Raw genomic sequence first — 14945 nt, forward strand, 5'->3', positions numbered from 1 at the left:
GGCCGTACGGAATCCAGCCCTCGGGGTAGCCAGGCGATGACGGACGCGGTCTGACTACCCCACCCGGGTCAGCGGGTGGAGGCGAGCGGCGAATTCGGTTGGGGCCGCGAACTATCCGCGGGTCAGTTTGCGGTGGGTGACGCGGTGCGGACGCGCCGCTTCCGGACCCAGCCGCTCGATCTTGTTGGCCTCGTAGGCCTCGAAGTTGCCCTCGAACCAGAACCAGGAGGCCGGGTTGTCCTCGGTACCCTCCCACGCCAGGATGTGGGTACAGGTGCGGTCGAGGAACCAGCGGTCGTGGGAGATGACCACCGAGCAGCCGGCGAAGTTCTCCAGCGCGTTCTCGAGCGAGCTCAGGGTCTCGACGTCGAGGTCGTTGGTGGGCTCATCGAGCAGGATCAGGTTGCCGCCCTGCTTGAGGGTCAGCGCCAGGTTCAGGCGGTTGCGCTCACCACCGGAGAGCACGCCGGCCGGCTTCTGCTGGTCCGGACCCTTGAAGCCGAACGCGGAAACGTAAGCGCGGGAAGGCATTTCCTGGTTGCCGACCTGGATGAAGTCCAGCCCGTCGGACACCACCTGCCACACCGTCTTGGTCGGGTCGATACCGGAACGGCCCTGGTCGACGTAACTGAGCTTGACCGTCTCGCCGACGCGCACGGTGCCGCTGTCCGGGTTCTCCAGGCCGACGATGGTCTTGAACAGCGTCGACTTACCGACACCGTTCGGGCCGATGACGCCGACAATGCCGTTGCGCGGCAGAGTGAACGACAGATCCTTGATCAGGGCGCGGTCGCCGAAGCCCTTGTCCAGATGCTCGACCTCGACGACCACATTGCCCAGGCGCGGACCGGCCGGGATCTGGATCTCCTCGAAGTCCAACTTGCGCATCTTCTCGGCCTCGGCGGCCATTTCCTCGTAGCGGCCCAGACGCGCCTTGTTCTTGGCCTGCCGCGCCTTCGCGCCGGAGCGGACCCAGGCCAGCTCCTCCTTCAGTCGCTTCTGCAGCTTCTGGTCCTTCTTGCCCTGCACCTCGAGGCGCTCGGCCTTCTTCTCCAGGTAGGTGGAGTAGTTGCCCTCGTAGGGGAAGGTGCGGCCGCGGTCCAGCTCGAGGATCCACTGCGCCACATTGTCGAGGAAGTACCGGTCGTGCGTGACGGCCAGCACCGCGCCCGGGTAGGAGGCGAGGAACTGCTCGAGCCACAGCACCGACTCGGCGTCGAGGTGGTTGGTGGGCTCGTCGAGCAGCAGCAGATCGGGCTTGCTCAGCAGCAGCTTGCAGAGCGCGACACGACGGCGCTCACCACCGGAGAGGTTGGTGACCGGCTCGTCCGGCGGCGGGCAGCGCAGCGCGTCCATGGCCTGCTCGAGCTGAGAGTCGACATCCCACGCGTCGGCGTGGTCGAGCTCCTCCTGGAGCTTGCCCATCTCCTCCATCAGCTCATCGGAGTAGTCGGTCGCCATGAGCTCGGCGATCTCGTTGAAGCGGTCCAGCTTGACCTTGATATCGCCGAGGCCCTCCTCGACATTGCCGCGCACGGTCTTCTCTTCGTTCAGCGGCGGCTCCTGCTGCAGGATGCCGACCGTCGCGCCCGGCGCCAGCCAGGCATCACCGTTGTTCGGCTGGTCCAGTCCCGCCATGATCTTCAGCACACTGGACTTACCCGCGCCGTTCGGGCCGACGACACCGATCTTGGCGCCGGGAAGGAAGTTCAAGGTCACATTGTCGAGCACGACCTTGTCGCCATGCGCCTTTCGCACCTTCACCATCTGGTAAATGAACTCAGCCATATCGGCAAGCCTAACTGTGTGTAGTAGCGGGTTCTCCGGCAGTGTCCGCATCCACGGACGGCCGTTCCACGGGTTCGGTCCGGTCGGTTCGACCGAAGGATTTGCGCACCACCGGGGCGGTGCAACGACCCAGGTCGGGACCCACGGCCAGGGCCCGCATCTCGAGGTCGGTGCGCTCCGCGCCATCTCGGGTGGTGTACTCGTTCGAGCGCAGCTGCCCGTACGCGATGATCGGATCACCTCGCTGCAGTGACGCCTCGACTCCTTCGATGATCCCCCGTCGCCAACAGTTTACGGTGAGGTACAGCGTGCCACCGTCCACCCAGTCCCCCGCGCCCTGATCGTAGCGGCGGGCGGTACTGGCCAGCCGGAAACTCAGCAGCTGCTCGCCGTTCTGCAGTGCGCGCCGCACCGGATGCGTGACGATCCGGCCGATCACCGCGGTGTTCGCCTCGTACATTCCGCTCCCCCTTGTCGATTCGAGCCTCTGCCTGCCGTCGACCTCAAGGTTCCCGTGCGGGCGAGGCGTGCGACAGCACCGAATCGGCGAGTGTGGACAACTCGCGGGGTGTGGACAACTTCGCGGGACGCTACAGCGTCGCCAGGTCGGTATTGGCCCCGCACAACACGATTACCGGACGCTCCCCCGGCGCCGGCACATACGCGCCGCTCTGGATCGCCGCCACCGCCGTCGCGCCCGCGGGCTCCACCACGATGCGGAACTCGCGCCACAGATATTCCCGCGCCATCACGATGGCGTCGTCGCCGACCAGGATGGAACGCACCGCGTAGCGCTGCGCCACCTCCATCGCGATATCGCCGATCCGGTTCGCGCCCAAGGAATCCGAGGCCACGCTGGAGACCTCGACATCCACCGGATGCCCGGCCGCGAGCGCCGAATGCAGGGTCGCCGCGCCCTGCGGCTCGACCCCGATCACCCGCCCGCGCAGGCCCAGCGCCGCCGCGACGCCGGCGACCAGACCGCCGCCGCCGACCGCGACCAGCACCGGCGGCCGGCCCCGCACCTGCTCCTCGATCTCGAGTCCGACCACACCCGCGCCCGCCACGATCTCGGGCAGGTCGTAGGCGTGCAGCTGCATGGCGCCGCGCTCGGCCGCGAGCTGCCGGGCGTAGCGGTGCGCCTCGGCGTAAGTCGTTCCGTGCCACAGCACTTCGGCCCCGTGCGACCACATGGCCGCCACCTTGGTGTGCGAGGCCGACTCGGGAACCACCACGGTGCACGACATTCCGCGCAACGCGCTGGCCAGCGCCGCCGCGATCCCGGCATTGCCGGCCGAGGCCAGCACCACCTGGGTCTTGTCGCCGCGCGCCTGCAGCAGCGCGTTGAGGCAGCCGCGCACCTTGAAGGTGCCGCCGTGCTGGAGATGCTCCATCTTGAGGGTCACCGGGACCGGGCCGCGCGGACCCAGGATGTCGGTGTGGAAGACGGGGGTCTTGCGAGTGTGACCGCGCAGCAGTCGGCGGGCCTGCCGGACATCGGATCGGTAGAGCCGATTGACTTTCCGGGTCGCCATGGCGACGTCGTTCACTTGCGCACCTCTCCGTCACGCCGGGCGAGCTCGGCGAACATGGCGTTGTACGCGGTCAGATCCGCGTCGTCGTCACGCTCGGCCTTGCGATCGAGCCTGGTCGCCAGACGTTTGTCGCTGCGCGACCACTGAATGAGCAGCGCGAGCATCACCACCACCAGCGGTACTTCACCACTGGCCCAGGCGAGGCTACCGCCGGTGTGCTGATCGGCGAGCAGATCGTGGTTCCAGGACAGGCCCAGACCGCGGTAGAACCAGCCACCCAGCACGGTGTCCATGCTCATCAGCGCGATACCGAAGAAGGCGTGGAAGGGCAGCGAACCGAACACCATGCCCAGCTTGGTGAGCGGCTCCACCGGACGCGGCTTCGGATCGATGCCGATCACCACCCAGTAGAAGAGGTAGCCGCTGAGCAGGAAGTGCGCGTTCATCACCAGGTGCGCGCCGTGAGTGCCGACGAACTTGTCGAAGATGCCGCCCAGGTACAGCGCGTAGAACCCGGCCACGAAGAACACCGAGGCCACCACGGGCTGGGTCATGAAGCGCGACACCGGATTGTGCACGGCCGCCAGGATCCATTCGCGCGGCCCCGGCGGCTGATCCCGACCGACCGGTTGGATCGCCCGCAGCGCCAGCAGCACCGGGCCACCCAGCGCGAACAGGATCGGGGCCAGCATGGACAGCATCATGTGCTGGGCCATGTGCACGCTGAACATGGCCGGTGCGTAGCGGCCGACGCCCGAGCTGGTGGCGATCAGCAGGGTCGCGCAGCCCGCGAACCAGGCGATGGTCCGGCCCACCGGCCAGGAGTCGCCGCGCTTGCGCAGCCGCAGCACACCGAGCACGTAGACCACGGCCAGCACGAGCGCGAGGGTCCCGAAGACGAGGTCGAAGCGCCAGTCGAAGAGCAGCCGCTCGATATTCGGCGGACCGGCCAGGTTGTAGCCGATCTCGACCTCGGTCGGTGTGGGCACGGTCCGCAGATCCGGCGGCGGAGTGCGGCCCAGGCCCACGGCCAGGCCGACGGTGGCCGCGAAGATCAGCGCCTCGACGCCCGCGAAGCGGATGAGCGCGCCGCGATCCTGCGGGTCCTTCTCCAGATCCGGGATCGCGCGCTGCCGCTGCAGGAACCCCACGACGCCGAGCAGGATCAGTGCGCAGGCCTTGGCCAGCACGAGCTTGCCGTAGGTAGTACCGAACAGATCCGAGAACGGCACCCGGACATAGGCGTTGATCACACCGCTGACCGCGATGACCACGAACGAGACGGTCGCCACTTTCGAGAACCGGCGGACGGCCAGCGCGGTGTATTTGCCGTCCCGCAGGGCGTACGCCAGCACCGCGAACAGACCGCCCACCCAGAAGCAGGCCGAAAGCAGGTGCAGGATCAGGCTGTTGGTGGCCAGGTCGTGGGCGCCGCCCGAGGAGGAGTGCCCGGTCAGGGCTACCGGCAGCAACGACAGCACCGACAGCCACAGCAGCACCGGCGTCCAGCCCCAGCGCAGCGCCACCCGGCAGCCGATGGCCAGTACCAGCACCATGAACACGGTGAATCGCCACGACCCGGCGACCTCGACCTGGTTCGCGGCCCGCCACACCTGCTCCGGCCGCAGCGAATCCTGTAGCGGTTGCCCGGTGGTGTCCGACAGGGTCAGCGGCACCAGCAACGCCGCCGCGACCGCCCACGTCAGCGCCGCGTTTCCGGCCCGACGCAGGGCGCGATACCCGCCGACGTCGAGCAGTCCGCTGCTCTGCGGCGGCACCAAGAACGCCGCGAACAGCAGCGATCCGACGGTGAGCGCCGCGGAGAAATCCGCCACCGCCCGCACCGCGGGCAAACCGTAGGTGGTCAGCGGCCCCGGATCGGGAATGCCCAGCAATGTCAGCGCCTGCGCCGCCGACAACGCCACGACCAGCGCCGCGACCAGCGCGGTCGCCGCTCCACCCAGTGCCGTGATCGCCGCGAACGTTACCCCCGAACCCGACCGATTCGCCGAAACATCCGATTCTGCGGGCGGGTCCTGCACTGACGACATGGGCCCAGCGTAGTTCGGAGCGCCCGTCCGGACTCCCCTGGGGTTTCCGGTCCCGCGGTCCGCACGGCCGCCACGACGCGCCGAACGGTTGCTACGCGACCCAGCTTTGCCGATCTGGACGCTCGCTATACTTATCGCGCTGGACACCGAGATCGATTTGGGTCAAGGTGTTTGGTGCCCGCATCACCGCCGATGCCCGCACTGCCTCCGTAGCTCAGTTGGATAGAGCAAGGGCCTTCTAATCCCTAGGTCGCAGGTTCGATTCCTGCCGGGGGCACAAGCCTGCAACACGTTTGCGCAGTTCAGCGGGCATTCCGGAGATGTACCCAGCCTCCGGGTCCCGAAATGTGCAGGTCGAACCGTTGCCCCGGTACGAGTCCCCCGAAGATCCAGAAGACATGGGCAACCAGCCCGGCAAACCGCCGAAATTCAGGACCCCTCAACCTCGGAGCGGCCCGCCCGCCACCTCAACAGGGCGGCAATCGCTTTCGCCTGCGCCGCGGCGACACGCTCACCTTCCGCACACCGACATACCGGGCCTCGTAAGGCACGGTCAACCCGCCAACCACCACGCCCCGCTCGACAGGGACCCCGAGCCGACCACAATCCGGTCCGGCTGGTGCGCGGCTTCCGCCTGCCACACCTCGACGGCGGCGACCACCCCGCCGCGCGATCCCGCGCCCGAACACCGACGATTTGGTCGCACCCGGTGGTTGCGACCGAACACAGCCCCAGGTGACGGCGATGGTGCGCTGCCATCAGCCCACGCCGCTAGGATCCGCTCACTGGCGGAGGTCAGCGGGATCCATGCCGCCGACCCGAGGACCGAGTCACGTTACGCAAAGCATCGAGTGCGGCGACGAACAGTGTCGTGCACGCCTGGGTAAGCACCTGCGGAGACTGCCGCATGCCGGTCATCATCCAGTCGACCAGCAGGTTGTTGACACCGCCCGACAGCGCGACAGCCATCAGCTGCGGTTGTTCGTCGTTGGGATCCACGCCGGGTTGTGCCGTCCACACCGCCGCGATCAGGTCAGCGAACGCCCGCAACACACTGTGGCGCAGTTCTTCGATGTCCGGCGACACGCCGACAACCTCGATCAACACCACCCGCGCCCGGCGCGGATCGTCGGTCAGGTAGGTGATGAAAGCGCGCAACCCCGCGCTCGCGGCCGCGACCGGATCGTCCCCGGCCGTGGCGATCGCGGTATCGGTGGCTGCCCGCAGATCCGTGACCAGCGCGGTGTACAGGCTCACCAGGGCGGCATGCCGGTCGCGGAAGGATTCGTAGAAGTAGCGTTCGGTCAGCCCGGCCTCGGCACAGATCTGCTTGACCGAGGTCGCGGCGAAGCCTGCCGTCCCGAACAATTCCAACGCCGCGGCGAGCATCGCGGCCCGGCGGGCGCTGATCCGCTGGTCGGCGGACATGCCGGAGTAGCGTCGCCGGGTTCCGTCGCCGCGTGTCATCGCCTCGTTCTTCCCTTTCCGTGGCTGCCTGTGACAGTTTGCCATCCCCCACAACTGACACGCGTACGTGTCTATTTTGCCGGGCAGTGTGGAATACTGACGTCATCTGACATGTTCGCATGTCAAAGGCGAACCGACTCGGAGGATGATCGATGGGCCCCTCGAAGCGCATGCCCGCCGGACAGGTGGTCGCGGTGACCGGCGCGGCCCAGGGCATCGGCTTGGCCATTGCCACCGAACTCGCCGCGGCGGGTGCCCGCGTCGCCATCGGCGATCTCGACGGCACCGCCGCCGCGGCGGCCGCCGCGCGACTGCCCGGCGAGGTCGCCGGGTTCGCACTCGACGTCACCGACGAGCAATCCTTCACCCGCTTCCTCGACGCGGTCGAAACCCGTTGGCACACAGTGGATGTCCTGGTCAACAACGCCGGTGTCATGTGGGTCGGACCGTTCGACGAAGAACCCGAACATGCGACGCGCCAGCAGCTCGAGGTCAACCTGCACGGCGTCATCCGGGGCGTGCGGCTGGCCGCGCCGCGCATGCGCGCCCGCGGACGCGGCCACATCGTCACCGTCGCCTCCGCGGCGTCGAAGCTGGCACCGCCGGGCGAGGCGACCTACGCCGCCACCAAACACGGCGTGCTCGGGTACCTGACGGCCGTGCGCGCCGAACTGCGCGGCACCGGCGTACTGCTGTCGGTGGTCATGCCCACGGTCGTCGACACCGCACTCGCCGCGGGAACCTCACCGGGCGCAGTCGCGCTGCTCACCCCCGCCGAGGTCGCCACGACCGTCCGCGAGGTGATCGCCCGCCCCCGATTCGAGACCACTGTCCCCCGATTCGTGGGTCCGCTGGTCCGCGCCGTCGGAATCCTGCCCGACACCCTGCGCACCGCGTTCCTGCGGCGGATGGTCCCCGACCAAGTGGCCGCGCTGCACGGCGACCGTTCGGCACGCCACGAGAACGACATCGACAAGTCCGGAGCCCAGAAGTGAACACTGACACCCGCATCCCCGGCGCCGATCGATCGGCGCACGTGCGGCCGATCCCCGAATTCGATGGCGTACACGAGATCTGGCCACGCGGCAAGCGGCTGGAAGCGGTGCGCGAGGCCGCCGTCCGGTACCGCGAGCGGTTCCTGACACAGGGGCAGGTCCGCGCCGTCAAGAGCATCGACATCGCCGCCGCGCCCTATCCGGCACGATTCGCCTTCCAGGGCTACTCGGTGAACGTGAACCCGATGATCTCGATCATCAACCGTATGTTCGTAATCCAGTTCGAGGGCTTCGACGGCAAGCTGAAGACGCTGGTCTGGGAGCCCACCGTCGCGGCCGGATCGGCCGAGGCGCCCTTCTACCGCACCCTGCAACGGTTTTCGCGCAAGCTCGGCGTCGAGAAGTTCTTCGTCAAGTACTACAACGACCCCGATACCGTGCTGCCCGGCCTGGGATTGCGCAACGAGGACGTCGACTACCTCAGCTTCGACCACCTCCACGTCCAGGACGTGCGCATGATCATGGGCAGCACCGGGATCATCGACGGCGAGTCCACGGCCCGCGAACCTCTGTTCCCGAACGCGAAACTGCTGGTCCACCGGAAGGAATTGGGCACCTTCGAGTCCATGCACCCGATGCAGTGGGCGTGGTACGTCGACGGCGGGATGAACGGCGTTCCCCGGGATCGGCTCGAGATCTTCGACGGCGACGTCGAACTCGGTATCGGTGTCAGCCTGCTGTGGACGCCCGGTCACACCGACGGCAACCACTCCCTGGTCCTCAACACCCCCGACGGCGTGTGGGTGTCCTCCGAGAACGGTATGGCCGCCGACAGCTGGCAGCCCGAGCTCTCCACGATTCCGGGCGTGAAGCAGCAGGCCGCCTTCTACGGCCGCGAGGTCGTCCTCAACAGCAACACCCTCGAGGATTCCCTGGACCAATACGACTCGATGGTCAAGGAGAAGACCATGGCCTCGCCGTCGCCCCGCGATCCCCGCTGGCTGCAGATCATCCCGTCCTCGGAATGCGCGTCGTGGAAACGCCAGTGGCCGGTCGTCCCCACCCACAGCCACGGCGGGCTCGACTACGGGACCATCACCCCGGCCCGCGGATAGCCTCCCGACCCATGATCGACGATCAGTACGGCTTCGCGTTGGATTCACCGCTGCTGACCAGGCTGCTCCCTCGGCTGGCGAGCATCGCCACGGACATCTCCGACGCCGGCCTGGCGGCGCTCGAGGGCGCCGGCGACCTGCCACCCACCCTCTATACCCGGGAAGTCTTGCCCGCCATCGTGGCCGGGTCGGTGTTGCTCCTGGAAGCCACCGACGAACGACGGCGTCTCGGTCCCGACGAGATCGCCGAGATCGTCATGCCGATCACGCGCCAGCAAGCCGAGGAACGAATCCCGCTGCGCCTGTTGATCACCAGCGTCTTCGGCAGCGTCCGGCGAGTATGGTCCGAAATCGCTTCCAGCACAACGGAATCGGATCTGCCCGACCAAGCCGCACTGGTGGATCTGTTGCTCGATGTGATGGGTCAAGTCGTCATCGCTGTCGTCGAAACATACAGTGACGTAGAGCAATCCATCTACAGCGCCGAAAGGGAAGCGCGCCGGGCCCTGTGTTCGGCGCTGCTGCACGGTGGCCCGACCGAAGACCTCGCGGCGCGCGCCGACACGACTCTTACAACACATTACGACGTCCTCGCGCTGCTGACTTCCCCAGCGGATCCGGTCGCTCCCCTGGCCGACACCGCCGGTGGGCGGCGGCGGATTCGCGTCGTTCAGCAGGCGCTCGACCGGCTCGCGGGATCGACGGCATTGACCACCTTCGACGGCACCAGCGGCATCGCGCTCCTGCCGGCACGTACCGATGCGGGCTGCTATTCGACTCTGGCCGTGGATCTTTCGGCCGATCTGGGCGCCGACGTCCTGGTGATCGAATCGCGTGGCGCATCCCTCGCGGGCATTCCGGTGGCCGCGCGGGAGGCCACCGAACTCGCCGAACTCGCGCACTGCCTCGGCCGCCCCACCGGCACCTACGGCATGCACCAACTGATGTTCGAGTACCAACTCACCCGGCCCGGCCGGGCCCGCGACGCGCTGGCCGCCTGCATCCAGCCGGTGGTGGACCACCCGCATCTGCTGGATGCGCTCGAGGCGCACTTCAAACACGACGGTGACCGCAAGGCCGCGGCGAACGACCTGCACATCCACCCGAACAGTCTGAGCTACCGCCTGCGGCGGATAACCGAGCTCACCGGAGCCGACCCGGCCACGCCGGACGGCGCGCGCCTGCTCGGCGCCGCGATGATGATCCACCAACTGTATCCGCGTACCAACGGTCACTGAGTCGACGGAGTTCGTTGGTCACCGAACCAAAGGCTCGGTGCGTCGATTTGTGCACGCCACAATTATCTTTCCAGGACTCGCAGTTCCACCCGTTCCTCGTAAAATTCGCGCTAAATTCGATAGCGTAATTGCTTCCAGCATCTGATCAATATTGTCGAGCGAAGCTGAGACTGGACTCGGAGATTCGGTGCTGCGGGTAGAAGGAAAACTTCATGGCACGAACCATCCGACGTGCGCTGCTCGGCACACTGTTCGCCGCCACCGTCGGCCTGTCGTCCACCGGGCCGGCCCAGGCCGGTACCACGAACCCCATCCAACCGAGTCTCGTCGCCGGAATCGCCGCGGCGACAGCCGATCCGGCCGCAGCACCGCCGGGAGTCAACCCGGCCTCCTGCCGGCTCACGTCCGCTCATCCGCATCCCGTAGTCCTGGTCACGGGGACTTTCGGGAACATGATCGACGACTTCGGCGCGCTCGGGCCGATACTCGCCAACGACGGATACTGCGTGTATTCCACGGCATTGAATTCGCCGAGCACCAACTTCCTGCAGACGGTCCAAGGCGTACCGGCGTCCGCGGCGCAAATCGCGGCACTCGTGGATAGTGTGATCGCACGCTACGGCGGAAATACGAAAGTCGATCTCGTCGGTCATTCCCAGGGCGGCCTGATCGCACTGTATGTCGCCAAGGTCCTCGCGTACTCGGCGAAGATACACGCCGTGGTCGGTCTCGGCGCATCGACGCACGGCACCACACTCGACGGTCTCGGCACGCTGGCATCGTTGTTTCCCGGCGCGTCCCAGCTACTGTCCGAGGGTGGTTGCCAGGGTTGCGCGGACCAATTACCGACCGCAGCGCCGGTGAGGGCGGTCGATACCGGCCCGATCGCGCAACCCGGCGTCTCGTACACCATGATCGCGACCCGCTTGGACACCGTGGTCACCCCGGCGTCCTCGTCCTTCATCGATGAACCCGGTGTCGCCGACAAGTGGATTCAGGACTCGTGCTGGAACGACACCATCGATCACCCCGGCCTGAGCTACGACAACACCGCGATCCGGCTGGTGCTCAACGCGCTGTCGCCGGCTACCGCCAAGTCACCCAACTGTCTACTGGCATACCCGCTCGCGGGCGCGGTCCAGCAGTAGCGGCGAACCTCGACGCCGGTCGGCTGCGCCGATCCCCCGCCCGCCTCGGACGGCGGCCGGTTTCGATCGGCGGGAGCGGCAGGTCGACCGGCGATCCGAGGGCGACCTTTGTCGATAGTCCAAATCACGACTGTCAGTTTTTTCGCAACACCATAGAGACAGCGAAGAATCCATCGGCAATACTTTCCGACGGGGCGGATGGTTCCTGCCCCGTGACGAGGAGATCATGGTGCGGACGGGTGACAGGCCGAATGCGGAATCTTCGGTCCTGGCATATCGAACAGAGTTTCCAGGCCGCAGTCTCCGATCCAGACTTCTCGATGCCGTCATACAACTGACCGTCAAATCGATGAATTTCCTCTGGAGCCTGTTTCCGCACTCTCCGTGGATCCCCGCGACGGGCGTCGACGAGACTGCTGGCGGTTGCCGAACGCGCCGCCGCCGGGCAGGCGCTGGAGTCCCCCGCACACTGTGACCTGACCGGTCTGCCACCGACGCTGATCCAGGTGAGCGACTCGGAGATGCTGTATCCCGATGCCGTGCCGACCGCCGAGCGGTTGCGGGCGCACGGCGTGGCGTGCGAACTGCAGGTGTGGCATCGGCAGGTCCATGTTTTCCAAGCGGCCGCGAGCATCGTCCCGGAAGCCGCCGCCGCGTAGCGCCTGAGAAAGGTTCGATCGACATGAAATCCACAAACGTTGTGGCGGCCGTGGGGTCGCTGGTGGCGACCGCGGCCCTCCAATTCGGGGTCGGCGCCGGGGTATCCCATGCCGACGCGTTCTACCGTCCCGACAGCGCCGACGTGCTCGCCGCCGCCCAGCCCGGCGACGTGCTCGACACCCGGACCCTGACCTATCACATGCTCGGAGTGCCGCTTCCGGTCACCGCGATCCAGATCCGCTACCGCTCCACCGATGCGATGGGCCGCCCGGCAGCCAATGTCACGACCGTGCTCGAGCCGCCGGGACCACATCGCGCCGGCCAGGCGATCGCCTACCAGTCCTACTACGACTCCCTGAATCCCGAGGACAGCCCGTCACGCTCGATCCAGGGCGACGTCACCCTGGGCGGACTGCCCTACGCATCCGAGAACGACGCCATCGCGCCGTTGCTGGCCCTGGGTTTCCCGGTGATCATCGCCGACACCGAAGGCCAGCGCGCGGATTTCGCGGCCGGACCCGAATACGCCTACAACACACTGAATTCCATCCGCGCAGCCGCACACGTCGACGGCACCGGCGTCGACAACAGCACTCGAATCGCGATGATGGGCTACTCCGGTGGCGCGATCGCGACCGACTGGGCCGCTGCCCTGGCACCGACCTACGCACCGGAAATCAACGACCGCATCGTCGGCGCGACCGAAGGCGGTGTGCTGGTCGACCCCGCGCACAACCTCGGTTACGTGGGCGGCAGTCTGGGCTGGTCCGGTGTCGCCGCGTTGGCCGTGACCGGCGTGGCCCGCTCGTTCGACATCGACTTCGACCAGTACCTCAACGCCTATGGGCGCGGCGTCGTCGCCCGGATGCAGACCGCGTCGATCATGAACGTTTTGTTCCAATATCCCGGCTTGAACTGGGCACAACTGGTGAAACCCGAATACGCGGACCCGAACTCCGTGGCGCCGTACGTGGACGCGGTGCAGAAGGTCAACCTCGGCAACGCACCGACTCCCACTGTGCCGATGCAGATCTCCCAGGGCGCGGGCGGCTTCCTCGAAGGCACCGCGCCCGGCGGCCCCGGCACCGGTCCCGGTGACGGGGTGATGGTCACCGACGACGTCCGGCAATTGGCCCGCCAGTACTGCGACACCGGCAACGAGTCGGTTCAGTACCACCAGTACGACCTGCTCAGCCACGCGATGACCGAGCCGGTCTGGGTCGCCACCGGAATCGACTGGATCCTGCACCGGTTCGCGGGCGACCCCGCACCGTCGGACTGCGGATCGATCGCATCCGGAAATCCCCTGGACTGAGTCCGGCCACTCGGCAGTCCGCTGCCCCTGAGCCGAGGCAAGGTGTCGCGTTGCTCGGCGGCCGCGACGCGGCGATCGCGCAGCGGCAGCCGCTACGGGCACCGGCTGAGTCGAGTCGACGTGGCCACCGCGTCCGCCCCACGCCGGCCCGATCAACGCCGAGCCGACGGAGCGAAAAGGTGGTCGCGTCCACTGAAAATCAGCGACGGCCAGGGTCCACATCCGCCCAGTTCGCCTCGAGGACCGGTAAACCGGTCTTTTGTTCGGCAATCATCGACGAGCCGTGCGGATCCGGCCATTCGCGGATCATTCATCGCCGTATTTGTTTCCGGCACCAATCCACAGTTGACGGCAAGCCCGCACCTTCGACGGGTCGATCGCTCGTGCGAGAGCCTCACAAAACCGCGGGTTTGTCGAATACACAAATCGCGACCATCGAATTTTTCGCTTCGCGAATTGCAAATCGACCCCGGCAACCCGGACCGTCAATATAGTTGCCGTGACGCACATCACATTCATCGCCCTGTGTGGCTGTCGATGTGTGCCGCGATGAGAACCAACCGAATGGGATACACGATGCACTACTCCTTGCTTCCGACCCGCCTGCCACGTCACCACCGCGGCCGCGCGGCACTTGCGGCCGCCTGCGTCCTGACCGTGTCGGCGCTCGCCTTCGCCTCCGGGTCGGCTACAGCCGGAACGAGCAGTGGATACGTCGCATTAGGCGATTCCTATACCGCAGGTTTCGGCGTACAACCCGCCGCGGCCGGCGCACCTCTGGATTGCGTGCAGTCCGCGGCCAATTATCCGCACCTGACCGCGCAGGCGAAAGGCCTGACGCTGACCGACGTCAGCTGCAGCGGCGCCACGGTCCAGAACATGACCACCGCCCAATACCTCGATCAGCCACCACAATTCAACGCATTGACATCCGACACGTCGGTCGTGACACTCGGCATAGGCGGCAACGACCACAACGTATTCGCCGACGCGATAGCGGCTTGCTACAGCGCGGACACCTTCGCCGCACCGATCGATCTCGGCTCGCCGTGCAAGGACATGTACGGGTCGACATTCTCCGACGCGATCACCTCGGACGCCCCCAACATCGCGGCCGCGATCAAACAGATCCACAAGCTGTCGCCCAAGGCCAAGGTTTTCGTCGTCGGCTATCTCGACGTCGTGCCGCAGAGCGGGAGCTGCTACCCACAAATACCGCTCACCACCGGTGACACCGCCTATGTCAACGGCATCGAGCAGAACCTCAACAGCATGCTGCGCACCCAGGCTCAAGCCAACGGCGCGACTTTCGTCGACGCGTTCGGCCCGAGCATCGGCCACGACGCCTGCCAGTCATCGACCGTCCGCTGGGTGGACCCGGGTTCGGGGACCACCAGCCCCATCCACCCCAATACCGCCGGCGAAGCCGCCTACAGCCGCTTGGTCGAATCCGCCTTCTCCACCGCGGGTATCTGACAAGACCATCACGACGAGACCAGCAAAGCGACCCTACGCCCCAATTGTGACCGGACCGGCCACAATTGGGGCTTGCGGAACATGCAGGCGGAAGTCGCCAAGCAAATCGCCCGACCGGGTGGCCGGTGGCGTCAGGGTTGAGGTGCCGGAACTTCCT

The 14945-nt window shown here is 66.8% G+C and carries 12 protein-coding genes and 1 tRNA gene; 8 read left to right on the plus strand and 5 right to left on the minus strand.

From position 1 onward, the window contains the following. Nucleotides 1–111: 111 nt before the first annotated feature. From ettA to ON33_RS18975, 4 genes are all read right to left on the minus strand, one after another. A complete protein-coding gene (gene ettA, locus ON33_RS18960) occupies nt 112–1788 on the minus strand; it encodes an energy-dependent translational throttle protein EttA (protein WP_040860243.1) in 1677 nt (558 codons plus the stop codon). A gap of 10 nt (nt 1789–1798) precedes the next feature. Beyond that, nucleotides 1799–2248, minus strand: coding sequence for a single-stranded DNA-binding protein (locus ON33_RS18965; protein WP_051152449.1), 450 nt, complete (start codon nt 2246–2248; stop codon nt 1799–1801). A gap of 130 nt (nt 2249–2378) precedes the next feature. Continuing rightward, complete coding sequence (locus tag ON33_RS18970; RefSeq protein ID WP_040860596.1) at nt 2379–3323, minus strand: threonine/serine dehydratase; 945 nt, start codon at nt 3321–3323, stop codon at nt 2379–2381. Nucleotides 3324–3334: 11 nt separating this feature from the next. Beyond that, a complete protein-coding gene (locus ON33_RS18975; RefSeq protein WP_040860244.1) occupies nt 3335–5374 on the minus strand; it encodes a bifunctional copper resistance protein CopD/cytochrome c oxidase assembly protein in 2040 nt (679 codons plus the stop codon). 203 nt (nt 5375–5577) lie between these two features. On the opposite strand from ON33_RS18975, the gene ON33_RS18980 reads away from it, so the two are divergent. Beyond that, nucleotides 5578–5651: transfer RNA gene (locus ON33_RS18980), tRNA-Arg, on the plus strand. A 518-nt stretch (nt 5652–6169) separates the two neighbouring features. Here ON33_RS18980 and ON33_RS18985 read toward each other — a convergent pair. Further along, nucleotides 6170–6841 (minus strand): TetR/AcrR family transcriptional regulator, encoded by a 672-nt coding sequence (locus ON33_RS18985; protein ID WP_040860245.1) that lies wholly within the window; start codon nt 6839–6841, stop codon nt 6170–6172. Nucleotides 6842–6993: 152 nt separating this feature from the next. On the opposite strand from ON33_RS18985, the gene ON33_RS18990 reads away from it, so the two are divergent. The 7 genes from ON33_RS18990 to ON33_RS19015 all read left to right on the plus strand — a co-directional run bounded on the left by ON33_RS18990 (nt 6994) and on the right by ON33_RS19015 (nt 14788). After that, entirely contained in the window at nt 6994–7836 is an 843-nt protein-coding gene (locus tag ON33_RS18990) for an SDR family oxidoreductase (protein ID WP_040860246.1), read from the plus strand. Continuing rightward, complete coding sequence (locus ON33_RS18995) at nt 7833–8951, plus strand: MBL fold metallo-hydrolase (RefSeq protein WP_083869083.1); 1119 nt, start codon at nt 7833–7835, stop codon at nt 8949–8951. Before ON33_RS18990 ends, ON33_RS18995 begins: the two co-directional genes overlap by 4 nt. 11 nt (nt 8952–8962) lie before the next feature. Continuing rightward, the gene (locus tag ON33_RS19000; RefSeq protein ID WP_040860247.1) at nt 8963–10189 is read left to right on the plus strand and encodes a PucR family transcriptional regulator; all 1227 of its coding nucleotides are present in this window, start codon (nt 8963–8965) and stop codon (nt 10187–10189) included. A gap of 212 nt (nt 10190–10401) precedes the next feature. Then, the gene (locus ON33_RS19005; protein ID WP_040860248.1) at nt 10402–11337 is read left to right on the plus strand and encodes an esterase/lipase family protein; all 936 of its coding nucleotides are present in this window, start codon (nt 10402–10404) and stop codon (nt 11335–11337) included. Between the two features lie 416 nt (nt 11338–11753). Further along, nucleotides 11754–11996: an alpha/beta hydrolase gene (locus tag ON33_RS44040; protein ID WP_373281045.1), complete on the plus strand. Its 243-nt coding sequence runs from the start codon at nt 11754–11756 to the stop codon at nt 11994–11996. Nucleotides 11997–12019: 23 nt separating this feature from the next. Continuing rightward, nucleotides 12020–13312, plus strand: a complete 1293-nt coding sequence (locus ON33_RS19010; RefSeq protein WP_040860249.1) for a lipase family protein — start codon at nt 12020–12022, stop codon at nt 13310–13312. A gap of 456 nt (nt 13313–13768) precedes the next feature. Then, complete coding sequence (locus tag ON33_RS19015; RefSeq protein ID WP_157184597.1) at nt 13769–14788, plus strand: SGNH/GDSL hydrolase family protein; 1020 nt, start codon at nt 13769–13771, stop codon at nt 14786–14788. Nucleotides 14789–14945: the final 157 nt, after the last annotated feature.

The organism is Nocardia niigatensis NBRC 100131 (genome assembly GCF_000308655.1).
Taxonomy (GTDB): Bacteria; Actinomycetota; Actinomycetes; order Mycobacteriales; family Mycobacteriaceae; genus Nocardia; species Nocardia niigatensis.